Genomic DNA, 24,098 nt, shown 5'->3' with positions numbered 1-24,098 from the left:
TGTCCTCCTCAGCCGGCGAGTTCGGCGTGGCGCAGGTGCGGGGTGGTGGCCCAGTCGACGACGGCCAGAGAGCGCTCGGCCAACTCCTGCCAGCCGATCTCGCCGAGCCGGTCGAACATGCCCAGGGCCAGCCCGATCCGGGCGGAAGCCTCGGCGTAGCGGTGTTCCCGCAGGTCGAGCTCGCCGAGCAGGTACTGCATGGCGGCCTCGCCGAGCCGGTCGCCGATGCGTAGCGCCGCCCGCAAAGCGCATTCGTTGCTGTCGCGCCAATCGCCGAACATCCGTTGGGCCCCAGCCAGATCTGCGATGGCGACGGCGAGGTTCCAGCAGTGCTCGACGGCGTCGACCGAGGCGGCGTGGCGCACGGTGTCGAGCAGGGCAGCGCGTTCCTGCCCGTACCAGCCGGTCGGGTCGGCCAGCGCGGCCGTCTCGACCGGCCACCGGGAGGCATCGCCGCGCGTGCCGAAGCCTTGCCGTAACCGGGCCTCGTCGGCCAGTGCGAGCCAGGCGCCGAACAGGCGGGACAGGTAACCATCATTGTCTTGCACGGCAAGGAGTTCACGGGCATGGATCCGCGCCAGCTTGTGCAGACGGTAGCGGGTGCCGACGCCGGAGCCAGTGACGTCCACCAGCCGGGCGTCGACGAGCCCCTCCAACGCGTCGGCGGCGGTCACGGTGTCCAGGTCGAGCAGCGGGGCCGCCACCCAGGACGCGAAGCTGGCGGTTTCCAGTGAACCCAGCCGGGCGAACAACTTCCGCGAAGCCTCGGACAGGGCCGCAAACCCCCGCTGGAAGCTGGCCCGCACCTGCGGGTCGAGGTCGTCGCGAAGCCGGGCGACCAGATGCGCGAAGGTCCAGTGTGGACGGGCCGCGAGCATGGACGCCGCACGGCTCAAGGCGAGTTGCAGACCGCCGCAGAGGTCGACGACCTGGCCGGCCTCGGCCATCTCGGCCCACACGCGGTCCCGCCCGACCATGGCCGACAGCAGCTCGATGCCGTCCTGACCACGCAGCACATCCAGCTCGAACACCGAGGAACCCGGCAGCTGGGCGATCCGCGCCCGAGTGGTCATGATCAGGCGACTCGACGCGGCACAAGGGACCAGGGACCGGATCTGGGCCAGATCGTCCACGTCCTCGACGATGGTCAGCACGCGCCGGTCGGCGATGGCGCTGCGGTACAGCGCCGCCCGCCCCTCGACGTCGGCCGGGATGGCAGTGAAGCCCAGGGCCAGCAGGAACCGTTCGAGCACGTCGGCCAGGTTCTCGGTCATGCGGGCGTACAGCTGCCCGTCGGGGAACTGCTTGGCCAACGAGTGCGCGGCCTCAACGGCCACGGTGGACTTCCCGACGCCGCCACGCCCGGTGATCACGGCCACCAACGGGCCCTGATCATCGGTCAGCTGAGCCCGGAGGGCCATCAGCACAGCGCCGCTGCCGGTGAAGTACGGCACCCGCGCCGGCAACATCCGCGGCACCGAACCCGTCGAAGCGGCGGGCTTCGACGCCGGCTCGGCGTGGCCGTTGAGGATGTCCTGGTGCAGTCGACGCAGCTCATCGCCCGGTTCGAGGCCCAGTTCGTCCACAAAGGTCTGCCTCACCGCGCGGTACGCGGCCAGCGCCTCCACGCGGCGGCCGCAGCGGTGCAGCGCGGTCATCAGCTGGCCGACGAAGCGCTCCCGCAGCGGGAACTCCTCGACCATGGTGGAGATCTCGCCGACGATCTCGTTGTGCAGGCCCAGTTGCAGCTCGGCGTCGAAGCAGTCCTCGAACGCCTCCACCCGCCGCTCGGCGATGCGCACCTGGTTGGCCCGCACGGTGCCGCTGTCGACGCCGGTCAGCGGCTCCCCACGCCACAACGCCAGCGCGGATCGGAACGCCTCCCGCGCGGCCTCGGGCTTGGCCGCGGCCAGCTCGGCGCGGCCCCGGCTGACCAGGTCCTCGAAGACGTGCAGATCGAGCTCGGCCGGGGCCAGTTCGATCGTGTATCCCAGGCCGCGCACCCGGATCCGCTCGCCGACGCCGGCGGTCACGAACAGCCGGCGCAGCGCGGAGATGCTGGTCTGGATCTGCGCCCGGGCGGTGGCCGGCGGTGTGCCGCCCCACAGCGCGTCGAGCAGGCTTTCCAGCGGCACCACCCGATTGGCGTTGAGCAGCAGCATGGCCAGCACCACCTGCTGGCGGCGCGCGGTGACTCGGGCGGACCGGACCTGGAGCAGCCCGAGCATCCGGAAACTTGGCGTCATCGTCTCCACTTGGACTCCCCCAGAACGTGTGCCGTGCCGCCGACGAGCACCTCGCGCGGCGGCGGATGGCCGAGGAACGCGGTCGGGCTGGCGGTCAGCCCGTACGCCCCGGCCTGGAAGATCGCGATCAGGTCACCGACCTCGGCGCGGGCCAGCTCGACCTTGTCCCCCAACAGGTCGAGCGGCGTGCAGAGGCAGCCGACGACGGTGACGGTCTCCACAGTGGACTCCGAGGTGGCGACCGTGAGCGGATAGTTGCGTCGGATCTTCTGGCCGAAGTTGCCGGACGCGGCGAGCTGGTGGTGCAGACCGCCGTCCACGACCAGGAAAGTGGTGCCCCGCGAGTGCTTGCGGTCCACCACCCGGGTCACGTAGACGCCGGCCTCGCCGACCAGGTAGCGGCCGAGCTCGATCACCACGCGCGCGTCCAGCTGGCGCAACGAGGTGTCGACCAGCTTGGCCAGGTTCTCACCGATCGGCGCGAGGTCGAGGGCGTTGTCGCGGGCCGAGTACGGGATCCCGAAGCCACCGCCCAGGTTGACGTACCGAACGGGCGAAGGTGCGAGGGAGACCAGCCGCAACACGAGGTCGACCGTCGCCCGCTGGGCCTCGCAGATGCTGTCGGCGCGGAGGTTCTGGGAGCCGGCGAACACGTGGAAGCCGTAGAAGTCCAGGTCACCGAGCTGCGCCAGTACCGCCGGCACCTGCTCGGCGTCGATGCCGAACTGCTGAGCGCCGCCGCCGAGGGTCATGCCGGCGCCGCGCACCGAGAAGTCGGGGTTCACCCGCAGCGCCACCCGGGCTCGAATGCCCAGCCGTGAGCTGACGTCCTGCACGCGGCGAAGCTCGGTGATCGACTCCAGCTCGACGGTCACGCCGGCAGCGACGGCTTGGTGCAGCTCATCGGTGGTCTTGCCGGGGCCCGCGAAGCTGATCCGGTCGGCCGGCATGGTGGTGTCCAGGGCCAGTTGCAGCTCGCCGGCGGAGGCGACGTCGAAGCCGTCCACCTCGCCGCTCATGTGGTGCAGCACGGCGGGCATCGGGTTGGCCTTCACCGCGTAGCTCAGCGCGATCTCCGCCGGCAGCGCGGCCCGCAGCGCGGCGACCCGGCCGCTGAGCAGGTCACGGTCGTACGCGAAGAACGGCGTGCCGCCGACGCGGGCCGCCAGCCGGTCCACCGGCATGCCGCCCACGGTCAGCACACCGTCCACCCGGGGGAACGTGTTCGACATGGCACCCCTCGATCGCTTGCCGACTCAACTTCCGATCGAGACTGTGTCAAGCGGGGGCCTCCACCCACATGGGTAGCCCCTACCCATATTCGCCGGGCGGGTAGGGGCGCCCCCAGGGGACCCGCCGGTGTCCACTAGTTGCCGGCCTTTTCCGGCCTCCGCCGCCGCCTTGTCCCGGCCGTTGCGGGCAACGCACGATCGGCAGCGAATTTCCCCTCTCGTGACGGCGGTGAGCGAATGACTGGCATGGCTGCAAACGAGCCGATCGCCGTGGTCGGAATCGCGTGCCGGCTGCCGGGGGCGGCCGACCCCGAGCAGTTCTGGCGGCTGCTGGACGCCGGCGTCGACGCGATCACCGAGCCACCGAACGGCCGCTGGCCTGGTGCGACCGAATTCCGGCGCGGCGGTTTCGTCGCGGATGTGGACCGTTTCGACGCCGACTTCTTCGGCATTTCGCCGAACGAGGCCGCCGCCATGGATCCGCAGCAGCGGCTGGTGCTGGAACTGTCGTGGGAGGCGTTGGAAAACGCCCGGATCGCGCCGGATTCGCTGCGCGGCGAGGCCGCCGGCGTGGTCATCGGGGCCATCAACGGGGACTACGCGCTGCTGCACTCGAAACTGGGGGCCGGCCCCCATTCGCTCACCGGCACCCATCGCAGCCTCATCGCCAACCGGGTGTCCTACCTGCTCGGGCTGACCGGGCCGAGCCTGGCCGTGGACAGCGGGCAGTCGTCGTCGCTGGTCGCCGTGCAGATCGCGTGTGAGCAGCTGCGCCGCGGGTCGTGCACGGTGGCCCTGGCCGGCGGCGTCAACCTGAATCTGCTGGCCGAGACCACGGAGGCGATCGCCGAGTTCGGCGCGCTGTCGCCCGACGGCCGCTGCCACACCTTCGACGCCCGCGCCAATGGGTATGTGCGTGGCGAGGGTGGCGCCGTCATCGTGCTGAAGCCCCTGTCCGCCGTGTCTGACGGCGATCGGGTGCACGCCGTGATCCTCGGCGGCGCCGTCAACAACGATGGCGGCGGGGAGGGGCTCACCGTCCCCCACGGTGCAGCCCAGCAGGAGGTCATTCGCCTCGCCCACGCCGCCGCCGGTGTTTCGCCGGCCGAGGTCGGGTATGTGGAGCTGCACGGCACCGGCACCCGTGTCGGCGACCCGATCGAGGCTCACGCCCTGGGCACCGCGCTGCACGCCGATCGCACGCTGCTGGTCGGCTCGGTGAAGACCAACATCGGGCACCTTGAGGGCGCGGCCGGGATTGCCGGGCTGCTCAAGGTGATCCTCAGCATGCGGCACGGCGTTCTGCCGGCCAGCCTGAACTTCGAGACGCCGAATCCGGATATCCCGTTCGGGGAGCTGAACCTGGATGTGGTGCGGGAGAGGCAGTCCTGGCCGGACGGCCGCCGGGTCGCGGGTGTGAGCTCGTTCGGGGTGGGCGGGACCAACTGCCATCTGGTGGTGGCGGAGGGGCCTCGAGAGGAGGCACCGGCCTTTGAGTTCGGCGGTCCTCTCGTCATCACCGCCCGCTCTCCGCAAGCCCTTCAGGCCCAGACGCAAACGCTTTCGTCCACTATGGACGCCAATGTCGCCTACTCGCTCCTGCACACGCGGACCCAGTTCGAGCACCGCACAGTCGTTCTCAATCAGGAAGGCGCCGTAACGGGCAAGGTTTCGCCGGGTTCGACCGCCTTCGTCTTCCCGGGCCAGGGCGGCCAGTGGGCGGCGATGGCCCAGGGGCTGCTGGACGAGCCGGTGTTCGCGGACAAGCTCGCGGAGTGCGCTGAAGCGCTGAAGCCGTTCGTGGACTTCGATGTGTTGGAGGTTCTGCAGAACGGCGGCGATCTCAGCCGGGTGGACGTGGTGCAGCCGGCGCTGTGGGCGGTGATGGTGTCGCTGGCCGAGGTGTGGCGGGCCGACGGCGTCACCCCGGCTGTGGTGCTCGGACACTCTCAGGGCGAAGTGGCTGCGGCCACGGCGATCGGGGCGTTGTCGCTGGCCGACGGGGCAAGGGTGATCGCCCTGCGGAGCAAGATCGCGGGACGGCTGACCGGTGGCGGGCTGATGTCCGTCGGGGCGCCGGCCGAGTCGCTGACGCTCCCGCCCGGTGTGACGATCGCGGCGGTGAACGGGCCGAGGTCCGTCGTCCTGGCCGGGCCGGCCGAGGAATTGGCCGGGTTGCAGGAGCGCCTGGTCGACGTCCGGACGAAGATCGTGCCGGCCGCTTACGCCTCCCACTCCCCCGCAGTTGATGAGCTCCGTGAGGAGCTGCTGCCGCTGTTCGCGGCCGTCCGTCCACAAGCGACGGATGTCACGTTCATCTCCACCGTCACAGGCGAGCCCCTGGACACCCGCGAGCTGGACGCCGACTACTGGTTCGCCAACTTGCGGCAGCCTGTTCGATTCATCGACGCGACTAAAAGGGCACTCAATGACGGCGTCGGCCGGTTCATCGAGTGCAGCCCGCATCCGTTGCTGCTCACCAGCATCGACGAGACGGCGGACGAGGCCGGCCGCGAGGTGGCGGTGATCGGCACGCTGCGCCGTGACGAGGGCAGCCCCGACCGAATCCGCCACGCGCTGGCCGAGGCCTACGTCGCCGGCGCGCCGGTGGACTGGAAGATCACCGGCCGCAAGGTGGACCTGCCGACGTACCGGTTCCAGCGGGAACGCCACTGGTACGGCGAGACGGCCGAGGCGCAAACGGTTGCGCCGACCGGTGACGTGCGGGAGATGGTCCTCGCCGCCACCGCGCAGGTTTTGGGACACAAGGACGCGACGGCGATCGACGCCACGCGCCCGTTCAAGGAACTCGGGTTCGACTCGAACTCGCTGATGCGACTGCGCGCCCTGCTCTCGGCACAGAGCGGGCGCAAGCTGCCGACCTCGCTGCTCTACGACTATCCGTCCCCTCAGCGGCTGGTCGAGGCACTGCGCACGAGCGGTGAGCCGGCACAGGTCGCACCTCAGCGGGTTCCGGCGCCGGCACAAGCGCCAGGGTCGGACCCGGTCGCCGTGATCGCGATGGGCTGCCGCTATCCCGGCGGGGCCAATTCGCCGGAGGAGTTCTGGCGGCTCATCGCATCCGGTGCCGACGCCGTCACGCCGCTGCCGTCCAACCGCGGCTGGGATCTGGACGCGTTGTTCGACGGCGCGTGCGTGACGCGCAACGGTGGTTTCCTGCACGACGCCGACACTTTCGACGCCGCCTTCTTCGGACTGAGCCCCCGCGAGGCCCTGGCCATGGAGCCGCAGCAGCGGCTCATGCTGGAGGTCTCCTGGGAGGCGATCGAACGAGGCGGTCTGGACCCGGCCGACCTGCGCGGCTCGTCGACCGGGGTCTTCGTCGGCGCGATGGCCATGGACTACGGCCCGCGCCTGCACCAACCGACCGGTGTCGTCGACGGTCACCTCATGACCGGCACCGCGCTGAGCGTCGCCTCCGGCCGCATCGCCTACACCTTCGGCCTCACCGGGCCGGCGCTGACGATCGACACCGCCTGCTCGTCGTCGCTGGTGGCGATCCAGCTGGCCATGGAGTCGTTGCGGCGCGGGGAATGCTCGCTGGCGCTGGCCGGCGGCGCGACGCTGATGGCCAACCCCGGCAATCTCGTCGAGTTCACCCGCCAGAACGGCCTCTCGGTCGACGGGCGGGCCAAGGCCTTCGCTGACAACGCCGACGGAACGTCCTTTTCGGAGGGTGCCGGCGTCCTCCTGCTGGAGCGGCTGTCCGACGCCGAGCGCAACGGGCACCAGGTGCTGGCCGTGATCCGCGGCATCGCCGTCAACCAGGACGGCGCCAGCAACGGCCTCACCGCGCCCAACGGCCTGGCTCAGCGGCAGGTGATCGGCAAGGCGCTGGCCGACGCCGGTCTGTCCACCGCGGACGTTGACGCGGTCGAGGCTCACGGCACCGGCACGGCCCTCGGCGACCCGATCGAGGCCAACGCCATTCTCGCCACCTATGGCCAGAACCGGCCGGCCGACCGGCCGGTGTGGCTCGGCTCGGTGAAGTCCAACATCGGTCACGCCCAGGCCGCCGCCGGCGTCGCCGGCGTGATCAAGATGGTGATGGCCATGCGGCACGGCGTGTTGCCGCGGACCCTGCACGTCGACCGGCCTACGTCCAAAGTGGAGTGGGAATCGGGCAACGGCCGCGTGCTGACCGAGTCCGTGCCGTGGCCGGCCGGCCCCCGCCGGGCGGCGGTGTCCAGTTTCGGTATCTCCGGCACGAACGCGCACATCATCGTGGAAGGCGTCGACACAACCGAGCCCACGCCCGGCGACGGTCCCCTGCTCTGGGTCATCTCCGCCCGCAGTGAGAAGTCGCTGCGCCGGCAGGGTGATCGGCTGGCGGCATTCGCCGAGGCCGGCGACCTCCACGCGGCGGCCACAGTGCTGGCACGCAAGCCGTCCTTCGCTCATCGGGCGGTGGTTGTCGCCTCCTCCCGTGACGAACTGCGCGAGGCACTTCAGGCCTTGGCCGACGGCGAACCGCATCCGGCGCTCGTCACCGGCGAGGCAAGCCTTGAAGTGACACCGGTGTTCGTCTTCCCTGGTCAGGGCGCGCAGTGGGTCGGCATGGCGGTGGAACTGCTCCGCGAGAACGAGACCTTCGCCGACGAGCTGCGCCGCTGCGACGAGGCCCTGCGGCCGCACACGGGCTGGTCGGTGATCGACGTCCTGACGCAGGGCCGGCCGACCCTCGACGGCACCGACGTGGTGCAGCCGGTGCTGTGGGCGCTGATGGTGTCGCTGGCCAAGCTGTGGCGGTCGATCGGCGTCGAGCCGGCGGCGGTCGTCGGCCACTCGCAGGGCGAAATCGCCGGCGCAGCCGTGGCGGGGGCGTTGACGCTCAACGACGCCGCCAAGATCAGCGCCCTCCGCGGGCAGATCGTCGGAGCCCTGGACGGCACGGGCGGCGTGCTGGCGGTGGGACTGCCGGCGGACGAGGTCCGCGAACGGATCGCGCCGTGGCCAGGGAAGTTGTGGGTGGCGGTGGACAACGGCCCGTCGGCCACAGTGATCGCCGGCGACCTTCAGGCCATCGATGAGTTCGTTGCCGCGCAAGGCGAAGACGTGCAGCTCCGGCGCACGCCCGTCGCCTACGCGGCCCATACTCCGCATGTCGAGGCGGTCAAGGACGAGCTGCTGCGGCAGATCGGAACCATCGAGCCCGCCGAGGCGACGATCAAGATCTGCTCCACCTGTCACGGTGACTTCATGCCGGGCACGGCGATGACCCCCGACTACTGGTACCGCAACCTGTCCGAGCCGGTCAGCTTCGACACGGCCGTGCGGAAGTTCCGCGAGCGGCCGCTGTTCATCGAGGTCAGCCCGCATCCGATCCTGGCCGGCGCGGTGCGGGAGATCCTGGCCGACGAAGGCGTGGACGGCACGGCCGTGGGCACGTTGCGGCGCCACGAGGGCGGCCAGCACCAGTTCCTGATCGCCGCCGCGACCGCGTACACGCAGGGCGCGCCGGTGGACTGGCCGAAGATCGTCGGGCCGGTGACGTCGCACGTCGACGTTCCCACCTACGCCTTCGACCGGCAGCGATTCTGGCTGCACACCACCGAAGGCGGTGGCCACCCGCTGCTCGGCGACGCCGTCCCGGTGGCCGACACCGGCGGCCGTCTGTTGACCGGCAAGATCTCGCGCCACAGCGCGCCCTGGGTTGTCGATCACGCCGTCAATGGCACGGTCCTGTTGCCCGGCACGGCCTTCGTCGACCTGGCGCTGACCGCCGCCGACGGCGACCAGGTCGAGGACCTGACCCTGCACGCCCCGCTCATCCTGCCCGCCACCGGTGCCGTGCAGCTCCAGGTCACGGTCGGCGGCGAGGACAACGGCCGGCGCTGCATGGCCATCCACTCCCGCACCGACGGCGACTGGATCAAGCACGCCTCCGGAGTCCTGAGCGACGGCCCCCGCATCGCCGGCCGCCTCAACGCATGGCCCGTCGGCACGCCGATCGACCTCACCGACGCCTACGACCGGCTCGCGGCCAGCGGTTACGAATACGGGCCGGCGTTCCAGGGCCTGCGGAACGCCTGGCGCGACGGCGATGACTACCTGGTCGAGGTGGCGGTCCCGGACGCCGGCGACTTCACCGTGCACCCAGCGTTGCTGGACGCCGCCCTGCACATCCTGGTGCTCGATGCCGACGAGTTGCAGCTGCCGTTCTCCTGGTCCGGGGTCTGGTTCGAGGGCCGCGGCGTCGATCGGTTCCGCGTGCGGCTGAGCAACGGATCCCTGGCCATCTATGACGAAACCGGCGCGCAGATCGGTGGCGTCGAGTCGTTGACCCTGGCCCCGGCGCCGAAGGGTGGCGTCACCACGGCCGAGCTGTACCGGGTCGACTGGGTGGAAGCCGAACCTGCCGGTCAGGCCTCGCTGACGGTTGCCCGACAAGGCGACCTGAAGGGCGTGCTGGCGCAGGTGCAGCAGTGGGTGGAGAAGGACACCGACGAGCGACTGGTGTTCCTGGCCGATCCGTCCACCTTGGACGGTGGCAAGATCTGGGGACTGGTCCGTTCGGCGCAATCGGAGCACCCGAACAGGTTTGTGCTGGCCGACTGCGCCGAGGACGAGATTCCGACCACCGACGAGCCGCAGTTCGCCGTTCGTGACGGCAAATTCCTGGTGCCACGGGTCGTTCGGCACGTCAACACCGAGTCCACCATGGACCTCGGCGGCGGCACCGTGCTGATCACCGGCGGCAACAGCGGTCTCGGTGCCCTGATCGCCCAGCACTTGGCGTCGAAGGGCGTCACGGACCTGTTACGAGTGTCGCGAAGCGGCGGCCCCGGCGGGGTGGCCTGCGACATCTCGGACCGCGCCCAGCTGACCGAGCTGATCAAGGGCCGTCGCATCACAGCGGTGATCCACGCGGCCGGTGTCCTCGATGACGCCACCGTCGCGGAGCTGACGCCGGAGAAGCTGGACACGGTGCTCAGGCCCAAGGCCGAGGCGGCCTGGCTGCTGCACGAGCTGCTGCCGGACCTCAAGGCGTTCGTGCTGTTCTCCTCGGTCGCCGGCGTGCTCGGCAACCCCGGCCAGGGCAACTACGCCGCCGCCAACGGATATCTCGACGCGCTGGCCACGCACCGGCAGCGCCTGGGGCTGCCGGCGACCTCGATCGCCTGGGGCCTGTGGTCGCTGCCGACCACGATGACCGCGCACGTCAACAAGGTCGCGTGGGTGGCGCCGCTGAGCGTGCAGCAGGGCATGGACATGTTCGACGCGGCGATCGGCTCTCCGCACGGCCAGCTCATCGCCGCCCGCTGGAACCGTGAAGGTGATGACGTTCCGCCCGTGCTGCGCACGCTGTTCAAGCCGCGTCGGGTCGTCACGGTCGAGGCCGCGCCCACGCGGTTGGACACCGAGTCGATCTTCCGGCTGGTCCGGGACAACGTCGCGGTGGCGCTGGGACACCGGTCCGGCGCGACCGTAGACCCGGACAAGCCGCTCGGGGAGCAGGGGCTCGATTCGCTGACGTCGGTCGAGCTGCGCAACAAGCTCGGCGCGGCAACGGGTCTGCGGTTGCCGGCGTCGCTGGTGTTCAACCATCCGACGGTGACCAGGCTGGCCGCGTACCTGGCCGGCGAGCTGGCGCCGGCCGAGCCGGCGCCCGAGGACCTGCTGCGCGAAGCGCTCGACCGCATCGATCCGTCCACTCTGGACGACGATCACCGCGAGCGGCTGGCCGCCGTGCTCCAGGAGACGCTGCGTGTCCTGTCCCCCGACGCCCTCGGCCTTGATCTGTCCTCCGACGAGGAGATCTTCGCCTTCATCGACACTCAGCTGTGAAAGGGAATCCCATGGCCGGCGAGGACAAGCTCCGCGAGTATCTCAAGCGGGCGACGGTCGACCTGGCGAACGCGCGCCGCCGGCTGGCGGAGGCTGACGCGAGGGAGCACGAGCCCGTCGCCGTGATCGGAATGTCGTGCCGTTTCCCGGACGCGCCGGACGTGGCGTCGTACTGGGACATGCTGCGCGAGGGCCGGGCGGCGGAGATCACCGACTTCCCGCGCGGGCGATTCGACCACGACCCGGCCGCCGAGGACAACACCCTGTACCAGCCCAAGACCGGGGCCTTCCTGCCCGACGTCGCAGGCTGGGACGCGGAGTTCTTCGGCTTCCCGCCGCGTGAGGCGCTGCGCATGGATCCGCAGCAGCGGCTGCTGATGGAGCTGGCGTGGGAGGCGATGGAGGACGCCGGCACGCCCCCGAAAACGCTTGCGGGCAGCCGAACCGGTGTGCTGCTGGGGTTCTCCGACGCGTTCCAATATGGACAGTTGGAGCACGACCGCGAGGGCATCGACGTCTACACCGACCCGTACATGGGCCAGGGCAGCCTCGGCAGCGTCGTCGCCGGCCGCATCGCCTACCACTTCGACCTGCACGGGCCCACGTTCTCCCTCGACACCGCCTGCTCGTCCTCGCTGGTCGCCGTGCACCTGGCCGTGCAGGCCCTGCGCAACAACGAGTGCGACTACGTGCTGGTCGGCGGCGGATACCTGGCCCTGCACGAGTTCCTGTACATCTACAGCTGCTCCAACGCCCTGCTGGCCGACCGCTGCAACACTTTTGACGCCGGCGCCAACGGCTACATGATGGGCGAGGGCGGCGGCATGGTGCTGCTGACCCGCCTGTCCGACGCCGAGCGCAAGGGGCATCGTGTCCGGGCGGTCATCCGCGGCAGCGCCGTGAACCAGGACGGCCGCAGCAACGGGCTCACGGCCCCGAACCGCAGCGCCCAGGTCGACGTGATCCGCCGGGCCCACGCGGCGGCGCAGGTGAAGGCCGAGGACATCGCCTTCGTCGAGGCGCACGGCTCGGGGACCTCGCTCGGTGATGAGATCGAACTCGGGGCGCTGAACGACGTGTTCGGGCGGCGCGGAACGCCGCAGACGGCGGGGGCAAGCGTCGCGACCGAGCTCGGTGGCGCGACCGGGGCGGCGAAGCCGCTGCTGGTCGGGGCGGTCAAGACCAATGTCGGCCACACCCACACCGCCGCCGGCATCGCCGGCCTGATCAAGACGGTCCTCGTCCTCGAGAACGGTGTGGTGCCGCCGAACCTGAACATGTCCGAGCCGGCCGAGGCCGTCGTGGCCAGCAACACCGTACAGCCGGCCACGGCCCTGACCGAGCTGCCGGGCGGCGCGATCGCCGGGGTCAGCTCCTTCGGCTGGTCGGGCACCAACGCGCACGTCATCCTCGAAGCCGCCACGAAGCCTGCCCCGACCACAGCCGCAGGACCGGAGCTGCTCCCGGTTTCCGGGGCCTCGCAGAACGCTCTCCGAGACCGGTTCAAGGCTCTGAGCAGCACAAATACCGAGCTCGCCGACCTGGCCCACACGCTTCAGGTCGGCCGCACACACCACGAGTACCGCCGCGCGGTCGTGGCCACCGATGCCGCCGATGCCCGGGCCAGGTTCGGCACGGCCGAGCCGGCAGTCAAGGCGGGACACGAAAAGCCGAAGGTGGCGTTCCTGCTGCCCGGTGTCGGAGACCAGTACCGAGGGCTCGGGAAAGCGCTCTACCAGCACGAACCGGTGTTCGCGGCGGCGGTGGACGAGTGCCTGCAGATCGCCGCCGACCGCTGCGACGTGGACCTCCGCGAGATGTTCTTCGCCGAGCCGCCGACCGAGGTGCAGGTGCCCTCGCTGTTCGGCGGCGGCCCCTCCGACGACGTGATGGACCACGCGGAGATCGCACACCCGTTCCTGTTCACCGTCGAGTACGCGCTGGCCAAGCTCCTGGACCACCGCGGCATCAAGCCCGACCTGCTGGTCGGCTACAGCCTGGGCGAGTACGTGGCGGCCTGCATCGCCGGCGTCTTCACGCTGTCGGACGCGCTCTGGGTCGTCACCGAACGGGCGCGGCTGATCGAATCGGCGCCGGCCGGGCGGATGCTCGCGGCGGCGGCCGGCCCGGAGCAGCTCGGCGACCTGCCGGTGGACATCGCGGCGTTGAACGGCCCGCAGATGACCGTCCTCAGTGGATCCCCGAGCGACATCGAGAAGGTCTCGCAGCAGTTGCGGGCCAACGGGATCGCCAACCGGACGCTGCGCAGCGCGCACCCCTTCCACTCCACGCTGTTGCAGCCCATGCAGGACAAGCTGGCGGCGCTGATCGCCACCGTCGAGCGCAACGCCCCGAGCATCACGATCATCTCCAATGCCGCCGGCGTCGAGCTGACCGCGGGGCAGGCCACGGATCCGCAGTACTGGGCCGATCACCTATGCCGGCCGGTCCGCTTCGCCGAGAGCGTCCAGAACTTCGCCGCCGACGCGTACGTTGAGCTCGGCCCCGGCCAGACCCTCGGCGGCCTGGTGCGCCAGAACATCACCACCCGCCCGACCATCCTCGGCACGCTGCCGGCCCCGTGGCCGGCGGTGGACCGGCCGGAGGAGAACGTCAGCGTCCTGGAGACGTGCGGGCGACTGTGGGAAATCGGCGTCGACCTGAACTGGACGGCGTTCAACCGGGGCGGTCGGCTCGCGGAACTGCCGCCCTACCCGTTCCAGCGCACGCGCTTCTGGCCGCAGGCCAAGGAAAAGACGCCGACCGCATCCAACGGCCTGCTCTACAGCCCCATCTGGCGCACCGACCTCACCCGCCCCGAGCCGGCCGAGCTCGCCGGCACGTTGATCGTGTTCGCCGACGACGCCGGCATCGGCGGCCGGCTCGCGGACATCGCCGAGGCCGCCGGCATGCGGGTCGTCGAGGTCGCGCCGGGCACCGGACGTCGACGGGACGGCCGGCGCGTGGTGATCGACCCGACGGTTCCCGAGCTGTACCGGGAAATCCTCGCCGCCGAAGGCCCGGTGCAGGTCGTGCACCTGTGGAGCCTGCTCGCCGACTCCCCTGACACCGCCATCGCCCACGGCTTCGACACACTGTTGCTGGCCGTGCAGGCACTCGCCGGCACCGCCAAGGAGCACGGCGTCCGCCTGCTGACGGTCAGCTCCGGGTCGTCGGAGATCATCGGCAGCGACACCCCCACCCCGTATCGGTCGATCGTGCACGGCCTCGGCCGCGGCGTCCGCGCCGAGTACCCGGGCCTGAGCTGGCGCGGCATCGACCTCGCGCCGGAAACCGACCCGCTCGAATCCGCGAAGAACCTGGCCGAAGAACTCCGCCGTGGGCCGTGGGCGTATGAAGACGCGGCCGCCGAACCGGCGCTGATCGGCTGGCGCAACGGCCGCCGCTGGCTCAAGGGATACACCGAGATCACGCCGTCCGGCGAGCCCGGCTGGGCCGGCGCCTACCTGATCACCGGCGGCACGAAGGGCCTTGGGCTCCGTCTGGCCCGGCACCTCGCGGCCAGCGGCGTCCGCAAGCTGGTCCTGGTCAGCCGGACCGGCGGCGACGTCGAAGACATCGACGCCGAGGTGTTGGTGATCAAGGCCGACGTCAGCGACCCGGACCAGTTCCGCAGGGCCCTGCGGGAAGCCCAGGAGCACTTCGGCCCGCTGGACGGGATCGTGCACGCGGCCGGCGTCCCCGGCAGTGGTCTGGCCCAGCGGCAGACCCTGGACGAGGCGCATGCCGTGCTGGCCCCGAAGATCCGGACCCTCGAACCGTTACACGAACTGATCACCTCGGCCACACCACCGAAGAAGGTGATCCTGTACTCCTCGGTGTCCACTGTGCTCGGTGGCCTCGGCGAAGGTGACTACTGCGCGGCCAACACCGTGCTCGACGCCTACGGCACGGCACTGGCGTCCATTTCGGACACGCAGGTGATCACGGTCGTCTGGGGCCACTGGCAGTACGACGCCTGGCAGGACGGCAGCGAAGCTGTCGCCGACCGCGCCGCCTACCGCCGGCGCAACGGCTTCAGCGACGCCGCCGGCCTCGTGATGCTGGACAAGATCGTCGGCGGCACCAGCGGCACGGTCGTGGCGATGCGCCAGCAACTGCCGGCGGCGCAGCGGGAATGGACCGCGCTGAGCAACCTCGCCGACCTCGTCGAGACGGCCGCCGTGCCGGAGTCGACCCGGTTCCCGAGGCCGCCGCTGCGCACCGACTACGCCCCGCCGCGCACCGACCTGGAGACCACGGTCGCCGAGATCTGGGGCGAGTTCCTCGGCATCGACCGGATCGGTGTGCACGACCCGTTCTTCGACCTCGGCGGCACGTCGTTGGTCGGCATGGCCATGGTGGCCGCCATCGAGAAGGTCGTGGGTAAGGCGATCGCGCCGGCCGTGCTGTTCGCGCATCCCACGGTGGCCGCGTTCGCCACCGAGCTGACCGCCGATGACCAGGCCAAACCGGCGGTCGGGGCATCCCGGGGCGAGCGCAGAAGGCGGGCGAGGCAGCGGTGAGAACGGACATGGCGACAGTGAGCAAGAGCCCCGCGAGGCGGCAGCGTACACCCCGGAGGGGGACAGCATCGTGAGCGACGAGATCCAGAGCACCGACATCGCGCTGGTCGGCATGGCCGGCCGTTTCCCCGGCGCGGCCGACGTCGACGAGCTGTGGGCGACCATTCGCGCCGGCCGGTCCGGCATCCGCAGGTTCACCGATGACGAGCTGCGGGCCAACGGCGTCTCCCCCGACCTCGTCGACGATCCCGCCTACGTCAAGGCGGGCGCGGTGATCGACGGCATCGCCGAGTTCGACGCCGACTTCTTCGGGATCAACCCGAAGGAGGCGCAGATCCTCGACCCTCAGCACCGGCTGCTGCTGGAGCACTGCTGGCACGCGCTGGAGGACGCCGGCTGCGACCCGGCCCGTTTCGACGGCGCGGTCGGGGTTTTCGCCGGCACGGCCTGGAGCACGTACCTGATCAACAACCTGGTGCCGGCCGGGGCCGCCCGGGAGATGGGCGACATGGCGTTGGCCCTGGCCAACGAGAAGGACACCCTCGCGACCCGCGTGGCCCACCTGCTCGGGCTGTCCGGGCCGGCCTTCGCGATCCAGAGCGCATGCTCGACGTCGCTGGTGGCGGTGTGCGTGGCGGCCAGCAGCCTGGCCAACTTCGAGTGCGACCTCGCGCTGGCCGGCGGCGTCTCGCTGGCCGTGCCGCACGAAGTCGGCTACCTGTACCAGGAAGGCGGCATCGCCCCGCCGGACGCCGAGTGCCGCGCGTTCGACGCGTCCGGCCTCGGCGCCCCGCTGGGTGGCGGCGTCGGTGTGGTTGCCTTGCGGCGTTTGGAAGACGCCCTCGCCGACGGCGACCGGGTGTACGCGGTGCTGCGCGGCTGGGCCGTCAACAACGACGCCGGCCGCAAGGTCGGCTTCACCGCCCCCGGCGTCGAGGGCCAGGCCGCGGTGATCGCTGAGGCGCTGGCGGCGGCCGGCCTTGAGCCGTCGGACATCGATTACGTGGAGGCGCACGGCACCGGCACCGCGCTGGGCGATGCCTCGGAAATCGCTGCCCTGCAACGGGTGTTCCACGGTGAGAGCCTGAGAATCGGCTCCATCAAGACCAACGTGGGCCACCTCGACCGGGCCGCCGGCGTGACCGGCCTGATCAAGACGGCGCTTTCCCTGCACCACGAGGAGATCCCGCCGACGCTGAACCTGGAGACCCTGAACCCCCAGCTCGCGGCCGGCCGGGCCGACCTGGACGTGGTGACGACGGCACACCCGTGGCCTCGCCAGGAGCGGAAGCGCCGCGCCGGCGTGAGTGCCTTCGGCATCGGCGGCACCAACGCCCACGTGATCGTCGAGGAGGCGCCGGTCGTCGTCCGTGAGCCTTCCCCGCGACCGGAGCTCCTCGTCTGGTCGGCCCGAAACGCCCAGGCGGCCGACGAGATGGGCACACGGCTGGCCGATCACCTTGCCGTGACGGAAGACTCCCTGGCCGATGTCGCGAACACGTTGCAGGGCGGGCGGTCGGTGTTCCGCCATCGCCGGATCGTCGTCGCCAACGACGCGAAAGAGGCGGCCGACAAGATCCGTGACGGCGAATTCCTGACCCGCCACGACGGCCGCACCGACCGCGGCGTGGCCTTCCTGCTGGCCGGGGCCGGCGAGCAGTACCCCGGTATGGCCCGGCACCTGTACGAGTCCGAGCCGGCGTTCGCGATGGCCATGGATGCCTGCATCGAGATCATCGGCCTCGCCCCCGTGCAGGACATGCTCCAATCGCGCCGGGCCACTTCCAACGGCCTCGCCCAGCTCATGGGCCGCGCCACCACGGCCCCGCAGGACGCCACCGATCGCCTCCACCCGGCCCTGTTCGCCGTCGAATACGCGCTGGCGCAACTGATCCGGTCCTGGGGTGTGGAGCCGTCCGTGCTGGTCGGTTACAGCCTCGGCGAGTACGTCGCCGCCTGCCTGGCCGGCGTGTTGTCGCTGGAGGACGCCCTGAAGCTGGTCGTGCACCGGGCGAAGCTAATCAACGCCCTCCCCGGTGGCGAAATGGCGGCGGTCCCCCGCTCGGCCGAGGAACTCCGACACCGGCTGGACGGCGTGGACATCGCCGCGATCAACGGCCCGGACCTGACGGTCGTGTCCGGCGCGTCCTTGACGGAGTTGCGGCGGAAGCTGGCCGAGGACTCGATCCCCTGCCGCCCGCTGTCCACGACCCACGCGTTCCACTCCCGCATGCTGGCCCCGATCCGGGACGAGCTGACCGAGTGGATCAAGGCGAACATCACGCTGCACGCCCCGACCATCCCGTACGTCTCCAACGTCACCGGCGAGCCGATCACGACCGCTCCCGCTCCGGAGTACTGGGCCGAGCACATGTGCGCCCCGGTGCAGTTCGACCGGGCCGTTGAGACCATGCTGGCCCAAGGTGATCTGGCGTTGGTGGAGATCGGCCCCGGCCAGTCGCTGGGCGCCATGGTCCGCGGCCATCGCGACTGCCAGCCCGAGCGCTGGCCGCTGATCGTCGCCACGCTGCCGGCTTCCGACGACCGCCGCGGCTCGGTGCTGGCCGAGGCCGCCGGACGGCTGTGGCTGACCGGCGTCGCCATCGATTGGGCCGGATACCAGGGCGATCGCGAACTGGGCCGGGTTGGCCTGCCGCAGTATCCGTTCCAGCGCCAGCGGTACTGGATCGACGCGCCGAAGCCGGTGATCAGGGACAACGTCGAACTGCTCACCCAGAGCTGGCTACCGGCACATCCCGGTGACGCGGCCGAGCCTGCGCAGTTCGTGATCATCCCGGACGCCGGCGGAGTGGGTGAGACGCTGACGGAACTGCTGTGCCAAGCCGGCTTCGACGCCGAACTCAGCGGCGGTGACCTGTACGGCACCGTCGTCGATCTGTCCGCTTTGGACGCTGTCGACGAGGTCGCCGCGGTGACGGCCACGGCCAGGACGTTGAGCACCGGCGCGGACCTGACCGTGCTCGTCGTGACGCGAGGCGGTCAGGCCGTCGGCGAACCGGTGTCGCCGATCCAGGCGGCCATCGCGGCGCTGCCCGTGGTCGCCAACCAGGAATACCTCAACCTGGACGCCCGCAGCATCGACCTCGACCCCGCGTACACGGTGATCGAGGCGGCGCAAGCGCTTGCCGCCGAGCTGACCCGGCCCACCGAGTCCGTGCTGGTTGCGCACCGCGGCGACCGCCGCTACTCCCCCGCCTACGAACCCGTGACCGTCCACGCTGGACAGACCGTCAAGCGGGGTGGGACGTATCTCATCACCGGTGGCCTCGGCACGGTCGGACGTCAACTGGCGCAACACTTCGTGGACGCCGGGGCGCGGGTCATCGTGACCGGCCGCAGCGGCGGCGAGATCGAGAACGCCGAGGTGCGGTCGATCGACGTCACGGACGTCGACGCCATGCGCGCCCTGTTCGAGCAGGGCCGGATCGACGGCGTCGTGCACGCCGCCGCCTCGGCCGGCGTCGACCAGCTCCTGCCGTTGGCACAAAGCGGCGAATCCGTTGTGGCGCAGCACTTCAGTGCTAAGGTCGAGGGCGCACGGGTGCTGGCGACGGTGATCGCGACGCTACCCGAAGTGGACCGCCCCGACTGGTGCGTCCTGTTCTCCTCGACCTCGTCCGTGCTCGGCGGCATGACGCTCGGCGCGTACGCGGCGGCCAACGCGGCGCTGACCGCCTTGGCCCGCAACGAGAACTGGACCTGCGCCGCCTGGGACACCTGGCCCGGCACCCTCGACCGGCTGGACGGCCGGATCGGCGCCACCATGGCCAAACACGCGATGACCCGCACCGAGGCATTGACGGCCTTCGACCGGGTCGTCACGCACGGCGGCCAGCTGGTGGTCGCCGCCGGCGGTCTCCAGGACCGGCTGCCGGTCAGGACCGCCACGCAGACGCTGCCCCGGCAGCAGACCACGAGCAAGCGATACCCGCGACCCGAGCTGCCGCAACCGTTTGTGGCGCCCGGCGACGACAACGAGCGCGCCCTGGCCGACATCTGGTCGTCCGTGCTCGGCGTGGAGCCGGTCGGGTCGCGCGACAACTTCTTCGACCTCGGGGGCAACTCGCTGATCGCGCTGCACATGCTGGCGCTGGTCAGGGAACGCCTCGGCGTCTCGGTCCCCACGGCGACGCTGTTCGAGCGGCCCACCGTGCGGGCGCTCGCCGCACAGGTCATGGACACCAACACGGAAACGGAGCAGTCATGGCAGTGATCGGTGTGGTGGGCGCGGGTGTGATGGGCATCGGCGTCGCGCAGAACGTGGCCACCGGCGGGCACGACGTCGTCCTCGTGGACACCAGCGAGCAGGTCCTGGCCGACGCGCGGACCGCGATCCACCGCAACTGCCGCCTGTCCCGCATGATGGGCGGCCCCACCCTCGACCCGGACGAGGTGCTCTCCCGCATCACCACCGCCGTCGGCCTGGACGCGCTGACCAAAGCCGAGCTGGTGATCGAGAACGTCACCGAGAACTGGGAGGTCAAGCGCGAGGTGCACGCCGAGCTGGACCGCGTGCTGCCGGCCGACACCGTGGTGGTGGCCAACACCTCGGCCATCCCGATCACCCGGATCGCCTCCGTGGGAACGCATCCGGAGCGGGTCGTGGGCGTGCACTTCATGAACCCGGTGCCGGCCAAGCCCGTCGTCGAGCTGATCCCCGGCTTCCACACCACGCCGGAGACCCTCCAGCGCACCCGGGACCTGTTGGCCAGCATGGGCAAACGCTGGGTGGACGTGAAGGACGCGTCCGGCTTCGTTTCCAACCGGGTGCTGATGCTGACCATCAACGAGGCGGCCTACCTGGTGCACGAGGGCGTGGCCACGGCCGAGTCGGTGGACGACGTGTTCCGCGGCTGCTTCGGGCACCCGATGGGGCCGCTGGAGACCGCCGACCTGATCGGCGTGGACACCATTCTCTACAGCGTCGAGGTGCTCTACGAGCACTACGCGGACAGCAAGTACCGGCCGTGCCCGCTGCTCAAGCAGATGACCGACGCCGGACTGCACGGCCGCAAGAGCGGCCGCGGCTTCTACACCTACAACAACTGAGGGGCAGCGACATGGACACCACGGCACGGATTCTCGCTTTCATCACCAACCGCTTCCCGCAGGCGGAGATCACCGACACCGAGGACATCTTCTCCCTGGGCTACATCAACTCCCTGTTCGCCATGGAGCTGGTCATGCACATCGAGAAGGAGTTCACGGTCACCATCCCCAACGACGAGCTGCGCATCGACAACTTCCGCACCGCCAAGGCGATGACCGAGCTGGTGGACGGCCTGCGGTCCGCGGTCGTCCGTTAAGGAGCGTGACATGACCCAGCAACTGGCCCCCACGCTCGACCGGGCCTACGCGCGGTCCTTCGTGGACTCCGAGATCAGGCCGGAGGCGGACGCCTGGGACCGGGCCGGCGCGATCCCGGAGGAGCTGCTGGACCGGATCGCCGACGCCGGCCTGTGGGCCCCGTTCCTGCCGGTCGAGATCGGCGGATCGGGCATCGGCATGGTGACGCTCGGCGAGATCCACGAGGAGGTGGGCCGCGGCTGCTCGTCGGTGCGCAGCCTGCTCACCGTGCACACCATGCTGTCCTGGGCGCTGCAACGCTTCGGCACCGCCGCCCAGATCCAACAGTGGGGGCCGGCGCTGGCCACCGGCCGCACGCTCGGCGCGTTCTGCCTGTCCGAACCGGGCGCCGGCAGCGACACCGCGGCGATCACCACGACCGCCGTGCCGCACAAGGGCGGCTGGCTGCTCAACGGCCTGAAGAAGTGGACCACCAACGGGCAGCGGGCCGACCTGTTCCTGGTGTTCGCCAAGGGGCCGGCCAGCACCATCGCGCTGCTGGTGCCCAGCACCGCGCCCGGCGTGCTGGTGAACCCGATCGACGACATGCTCGGCACCCGGTCGTCGATGCTGGCCGAGATCGCCTTCTCAGATGTCGAGCTGGGACCCGAGGCCCTGTTGGGGCCCAGTGGTTTCGCTTCGGGCATGGTGCTCACCGGCACGCTGGACCTCGGCCGTTACAGCGTGGCCGCCGGCTCGGTCGGCATCATCCAGGCCTGCATCGACGCGTGTTCGGCCTACGCCGCCGAGCGCCGCGTGGGCGGCACCGCGCTGCGGGATCTGCCGTTGATCCAGGCCAAGCTGTCGGACATGGTCACCGATGTGCGGGCCGCGCGTCTGTTGCTGGCCGAGGCCGGCCGGCTCAAGGACCGCGGTGACGCCGCCACGATCATGGCCACGTGGATCGCCAAGTACTTCGCCTCCACCGCCGCCGCCCGGCACGCGTCCGAGGCGGTGCAGGTGCACGGGGCCAACGGATGCAGCCCGGAGTTCCCGGTCGGGCGCTTCTACCGTGACGCCAAGGTCATGGAGATCATCGAGGGCAGCACCGAGATCCAGCGGATGACCATCGCCGCCGAGGCCTACCGGAAGTGGGAGCCGTGACCGCCGAGCTATTGGCCAAGCCCGTCCAGGGCAAGATCAAGTGTGTGGTGTGGGACCTGGACAACACGCTGTGGGACGGCGTGCTGCTGGAGGACTCCGCCGTCACGGTCCGACCGTCCGTCGTGGACCACATCCGCCGGCTGGACTCGATGGGCGTGCTGAACTCCGTGGCCAGCAAGAACGACCACGAGGCGGCCATGGCCAAGCTGGCCGAGCTGGGCCTGGCCGACCTGTTCCTGTGGCCGCAGATCTCGTGGAACGCCAAGTCCTCGTCGGTCGAGCGCATCGCGGCCAAGCTCAATCTCGGGCTGGACGCGTTCGCCTTCGTCGACGACCAGGAGTTCGAACTGGCCGAGGTCGGCCATGCGCTGCCCCAGGTGACCTGTGTGGACAGTGCCGCGATGGACGAGGTGTTGTCCCGCCCGGAGTTCCGGCCGCGGTTCGTGACCGACGAGTCGGCCCAGCGCCGCGGCATGTACCAGAGCCAGCTGGCCCGGGACGAGATCGAGTCCGACTTCGTCGGCACCAGCGAGGAGTTCCTGGCCAGCCTGGGCATGACCTTCACCATCGCCCCGGCCCGGCGGGAGGACCTTCAGCGGGCCGAAGAGCTGACCGTGCGCACCAACCAGCTCAACTCCACCGGTCGCACGTACTCCTACGACGAGCTGGACGCGCTGCGGGAGTCGCCGGACCATCTGCTGCTGGTGGCCTCGCTGACCGACCGCTTCGGCTCGTACGGGAAGATCGGCCTGGCCCTGGTGGAGAAGGACTCTCCGGACTGGCGACTGAACATGATGCTGATGTCGTGCCGGGTGATGTCCCGCGGCGTCGGCACCGTCCTGCTTGGACACATCATGGGCCTGGCCCACGCGGCCGGCGCCGGGCTGCGGGCCGACTTCGTGGAGACCGGGCGGAACCGGATGATGCAGATCACCTACGCCTTCAGCGGCTTCCGCGAGGCCTCCCGCGACGGCAAACACGTCGTGCTGGCCGCCGACCTGAGCCAGATCCAGCCGCCGCCCGGCTACGTCGTCATGGAGGTCGTCGAGTGACCGCCACTGTCGGTCACAGCCGCTGGCTGCCCTTTCCGGACACGGAGGGCGGCCTTCGGCTGTACTGCCTGCCGCACGCCGGCGGCTCCGCCTCAGCCTTCCGCCCGTGGATCGGCCGGATTCCCGGCGTCAGCGTGCTTCCCGTGCAGTATCCCGGCCGGGAGACCCGGCTGCGGGAGACCCCGCACGTGGATATCCCTTCCCTGGCCTCGGAACTGGCCGAGGCGCTGCTCGCTGACGCCCAGGACGCTCCCTATGCGGTGTACGGCCACAGCTTCGGGGCGTTGACCGCTTTCGAGGTGCTGCACGTCATCCGAGGCCTGGGCGGGCCCATGCCGTCCCACCTCATCGTGTCCGGGTTCTCCGCCCCGCAGTCCGAGGACTTCGCCGACGACGCCGTGACCGACGAGGAGATCATCGCCCTGCTGCGGGATCTCGGCGGCACGCCCGAGCAGTACCTCACCGACCGGAGGATACTCAAGATGATCATGCCGCCGCTGCGCGCCGACCTCACCGCCAAGGTCGCCTACCGCTACATGCCCCGCCCCGAGCTCGATGTCCCCATCCTGGCGCTGGGCGGCATCGAGGACCAGCAGGCCACCTACGACTCCATGCGTGGCTGGGCCGACCAGACCACCGCCGGCTTCGGCCTGCACCCGTTGAACGGCGGCCACTTCGCCGTGCTGGAGCAGCCCGAGGAGACCCTGCGGGTGATCGCCGGCGCGCTGCGCCGATCATGACCACCTGGGGAAAACGAATCAC

At 70.5% G+C, this 24,098-nt stretch carries 10 protein-coding genes; 8 read left to right on the top strand and 2 right to left on the bottom strand.

The annotated features are described in order from the left end of the window. Positions 1-8: 8 nt before the first annotated feature. Positions 9-2,246, bottom strand: coding sequence for an AfsR/SARP family transcriptional regulator (locus KUTG_RS44095; RefSeq protein WP_157495219.1), 2,238 nt, complete (start codon positions 2,244-2,246; stop codon positions 9-11). After that, complete coding sequence (locus KUTG_RS44090) at positions 2,243-3,478, bottom strand: pyridoxal-dependent decarboxylase, exosortase A system-associated (RefSeq protein ID WP_052396116.1); 1,236 nt, start codon at positions 3,476-3,478, stop codon at positions 2,243-2,245. The genes KUTG_RS44095 and KUTG_RS44090 overlap by 4 nt, the downstream gene beginning before the upstream one ends. Before the next feature lie 246 nt (positions 3,479-3,724). On the opposite strand from KUTG_RS44090, the gene KUTG_RS44085 reads away from it, so the two are divergent. From KUTG_RS44085 to KUTG_RS44050, 8 genes are all read left to right on the top strand, one after another. Further along, positions 3,725-11,287: a type I polyketide synthase gene (locus tag KUTG_RS44085; RefSeq protein WP_052396115.1), complete on the top strand. Its 7,563-nt coding sequence runs from the start codon at positions 3,725-3,727 to the stop codon at positions 11,285-11,287. A gap of 11 nt (positions 11,288-11,298) precedes the next feature. After that, entirely contained in the window at positions 11,299-15,813 is a 4,515-nt protein-coding gene (locus tag KUTG_RS44080) for a type I polyketide synthase (RefSeq protein ID WP_043725685.1), read from the top strand. A gap of 70 nt (positions 15,814-15,883) precedes the next feature. Next, entirely contained in the window at positions 15,884-20,047 is a 4,164-nt protein-coding gene (locus KUTG_RS54725) for a type I polyketide synthase (RefSeq protein ID WP_052396114.1), read from the top strand. Beyond that, positions 20,038-20,883 carry a 3-hydroxyacyl-CoA dehydrogenase family protein gene (locus KUTG_RS44070; protein ID WP_043725683.1) on the top strand — a complete coding sequence of 282 codons (846 nt, stop codon included), beginning with the start codon at positions 20,038-20,040 and terminating at the stop codon, positions 20,881-20,883. Before KUTG_RS54725 ends, KUTG_RS44070 begins: the two co-directional genes overlap by 10 nt. Before the next feature lie 11 nt (positions 20,884-20,894). Further along, the gene (locus KUTG_RS44065; protein ID WP_043725680.1) at positions 20,895-21,140 is read left to right on the top strand and encodes an acyl carrier protein; all 246 of its coding nucleotides are present in this window, start codon (positions 20,895-20,897) and stop codon (positions 21,138-21,140) included. A gap of 10 nt (positions 21,141-21,150) precedes the next feature. Then, positions 21,151-22,284: an acyl-CoA dehydrogenase family protein gene (locus KUTG_RS44060; RefSeq protein ID WP_043725678.1), complete on the top strand. Its 1,134-nt coding sequence runs from the start codon at positions 21,151-21,153 to the stop codon at positions 22,282-22,284. Then, a complete protein-coding gene (locus tag KUTG_RS44055) occupies positions 22,281-23,336 on the top strand; it encodes an HAD-IIIC family phosphatase (protein ID WP_232241268.1) in 1,056 nt (351 codons plus the stop codon). The genes KUTG_RS44060 and KUTG_RS44055 overlap by 4 nt, the downstream gene beginning before the upstream one ends. After that, positions 23,333-24,076: a thioesterase II family protein gene (locus KUTG_RS44050; protein WP_052396113.1), complete on the top strand. Its 744-nt coding sequence runs from the start codon at positions 23,333-23,335 to the stop codon at positions 24,074-24,076. The genes KUTG_RS44055 and KUTG_RS44050 overlap by 4 nt, the downstream gene beginning before the upstream one ends. The last annotated feature ends 22 nt before the right edge of the window (positions 24,077-24,098 follow it).

Origin of the sequence: Kutzneria sp. 744, assembly GCF_000568255.1 — a bacterium.
Classification (GTDB): domain Bacteria; phylum Actinomycetota; class Actinomycetes; order Mycobacteriales; family Pseudonocardiaceae; genus Kutzneria.
This window is presented reverse-complemented; position numbering and strand designations above follow the sequence as displayed.

What these genes read in the sequence shown, in the direction of transcription:
- KUTG_RS44080 (WP_043725685.1), top strand. Translation starts at nt 11,299, where the DNA reads ATGGCCGGCGAGGACAAGCTCCGCGAGTATCTCAAGCGGGCGACGGTC.
- KUTG_RS44090 (WP_052396116.1), bottom strand. Translation starts at nt 3,478, where the DNA reads ATGTCGAACACGTTCCCCCGGGTGGACGGTGTGCTGACCGTGGGCGGC.
- KUTG_RS44060 (WP_043725678.1), top strand. Translation starts at nt 21,151, where the DNA reads ATGACCCAGCAACTGGCCCCCACGCTCGACCGGGCCTACGCGCGGTCC.
- KUTG_RS44095 (WP_157495219.1), bottom strand. Translation starts at nt 2,246, where the DNA reads ATGACGCCAAGTTTCCGGATGCTCGGGCTGCTCCAGGTCCGGTCCGCC.
- KUTG_RS44065 (WP_043725680.1), top strand. Translation starts at nt 20,895, where the DNA reads ATGGACACCACGGCACGGATTCTCGCTTTCATCACCAACCGCTTCCCG.
- KUTG_RS44070 (WP_043725683.1), top strand. Translation starts at nt 20,038, where the DNA reads ATGGCAGTGATCGGTGTGGTGGGCGCGGGTGTGATGGGCATCGGCGTC.
- KUTG_RS44085 (WP_052396115.1), top strand. Translation starts at nt 3,725, where the DNA reads ATGGCTGCAAACGAGCCGATCGCCGTGGTCGGAATCGCGTGCCGGCTG.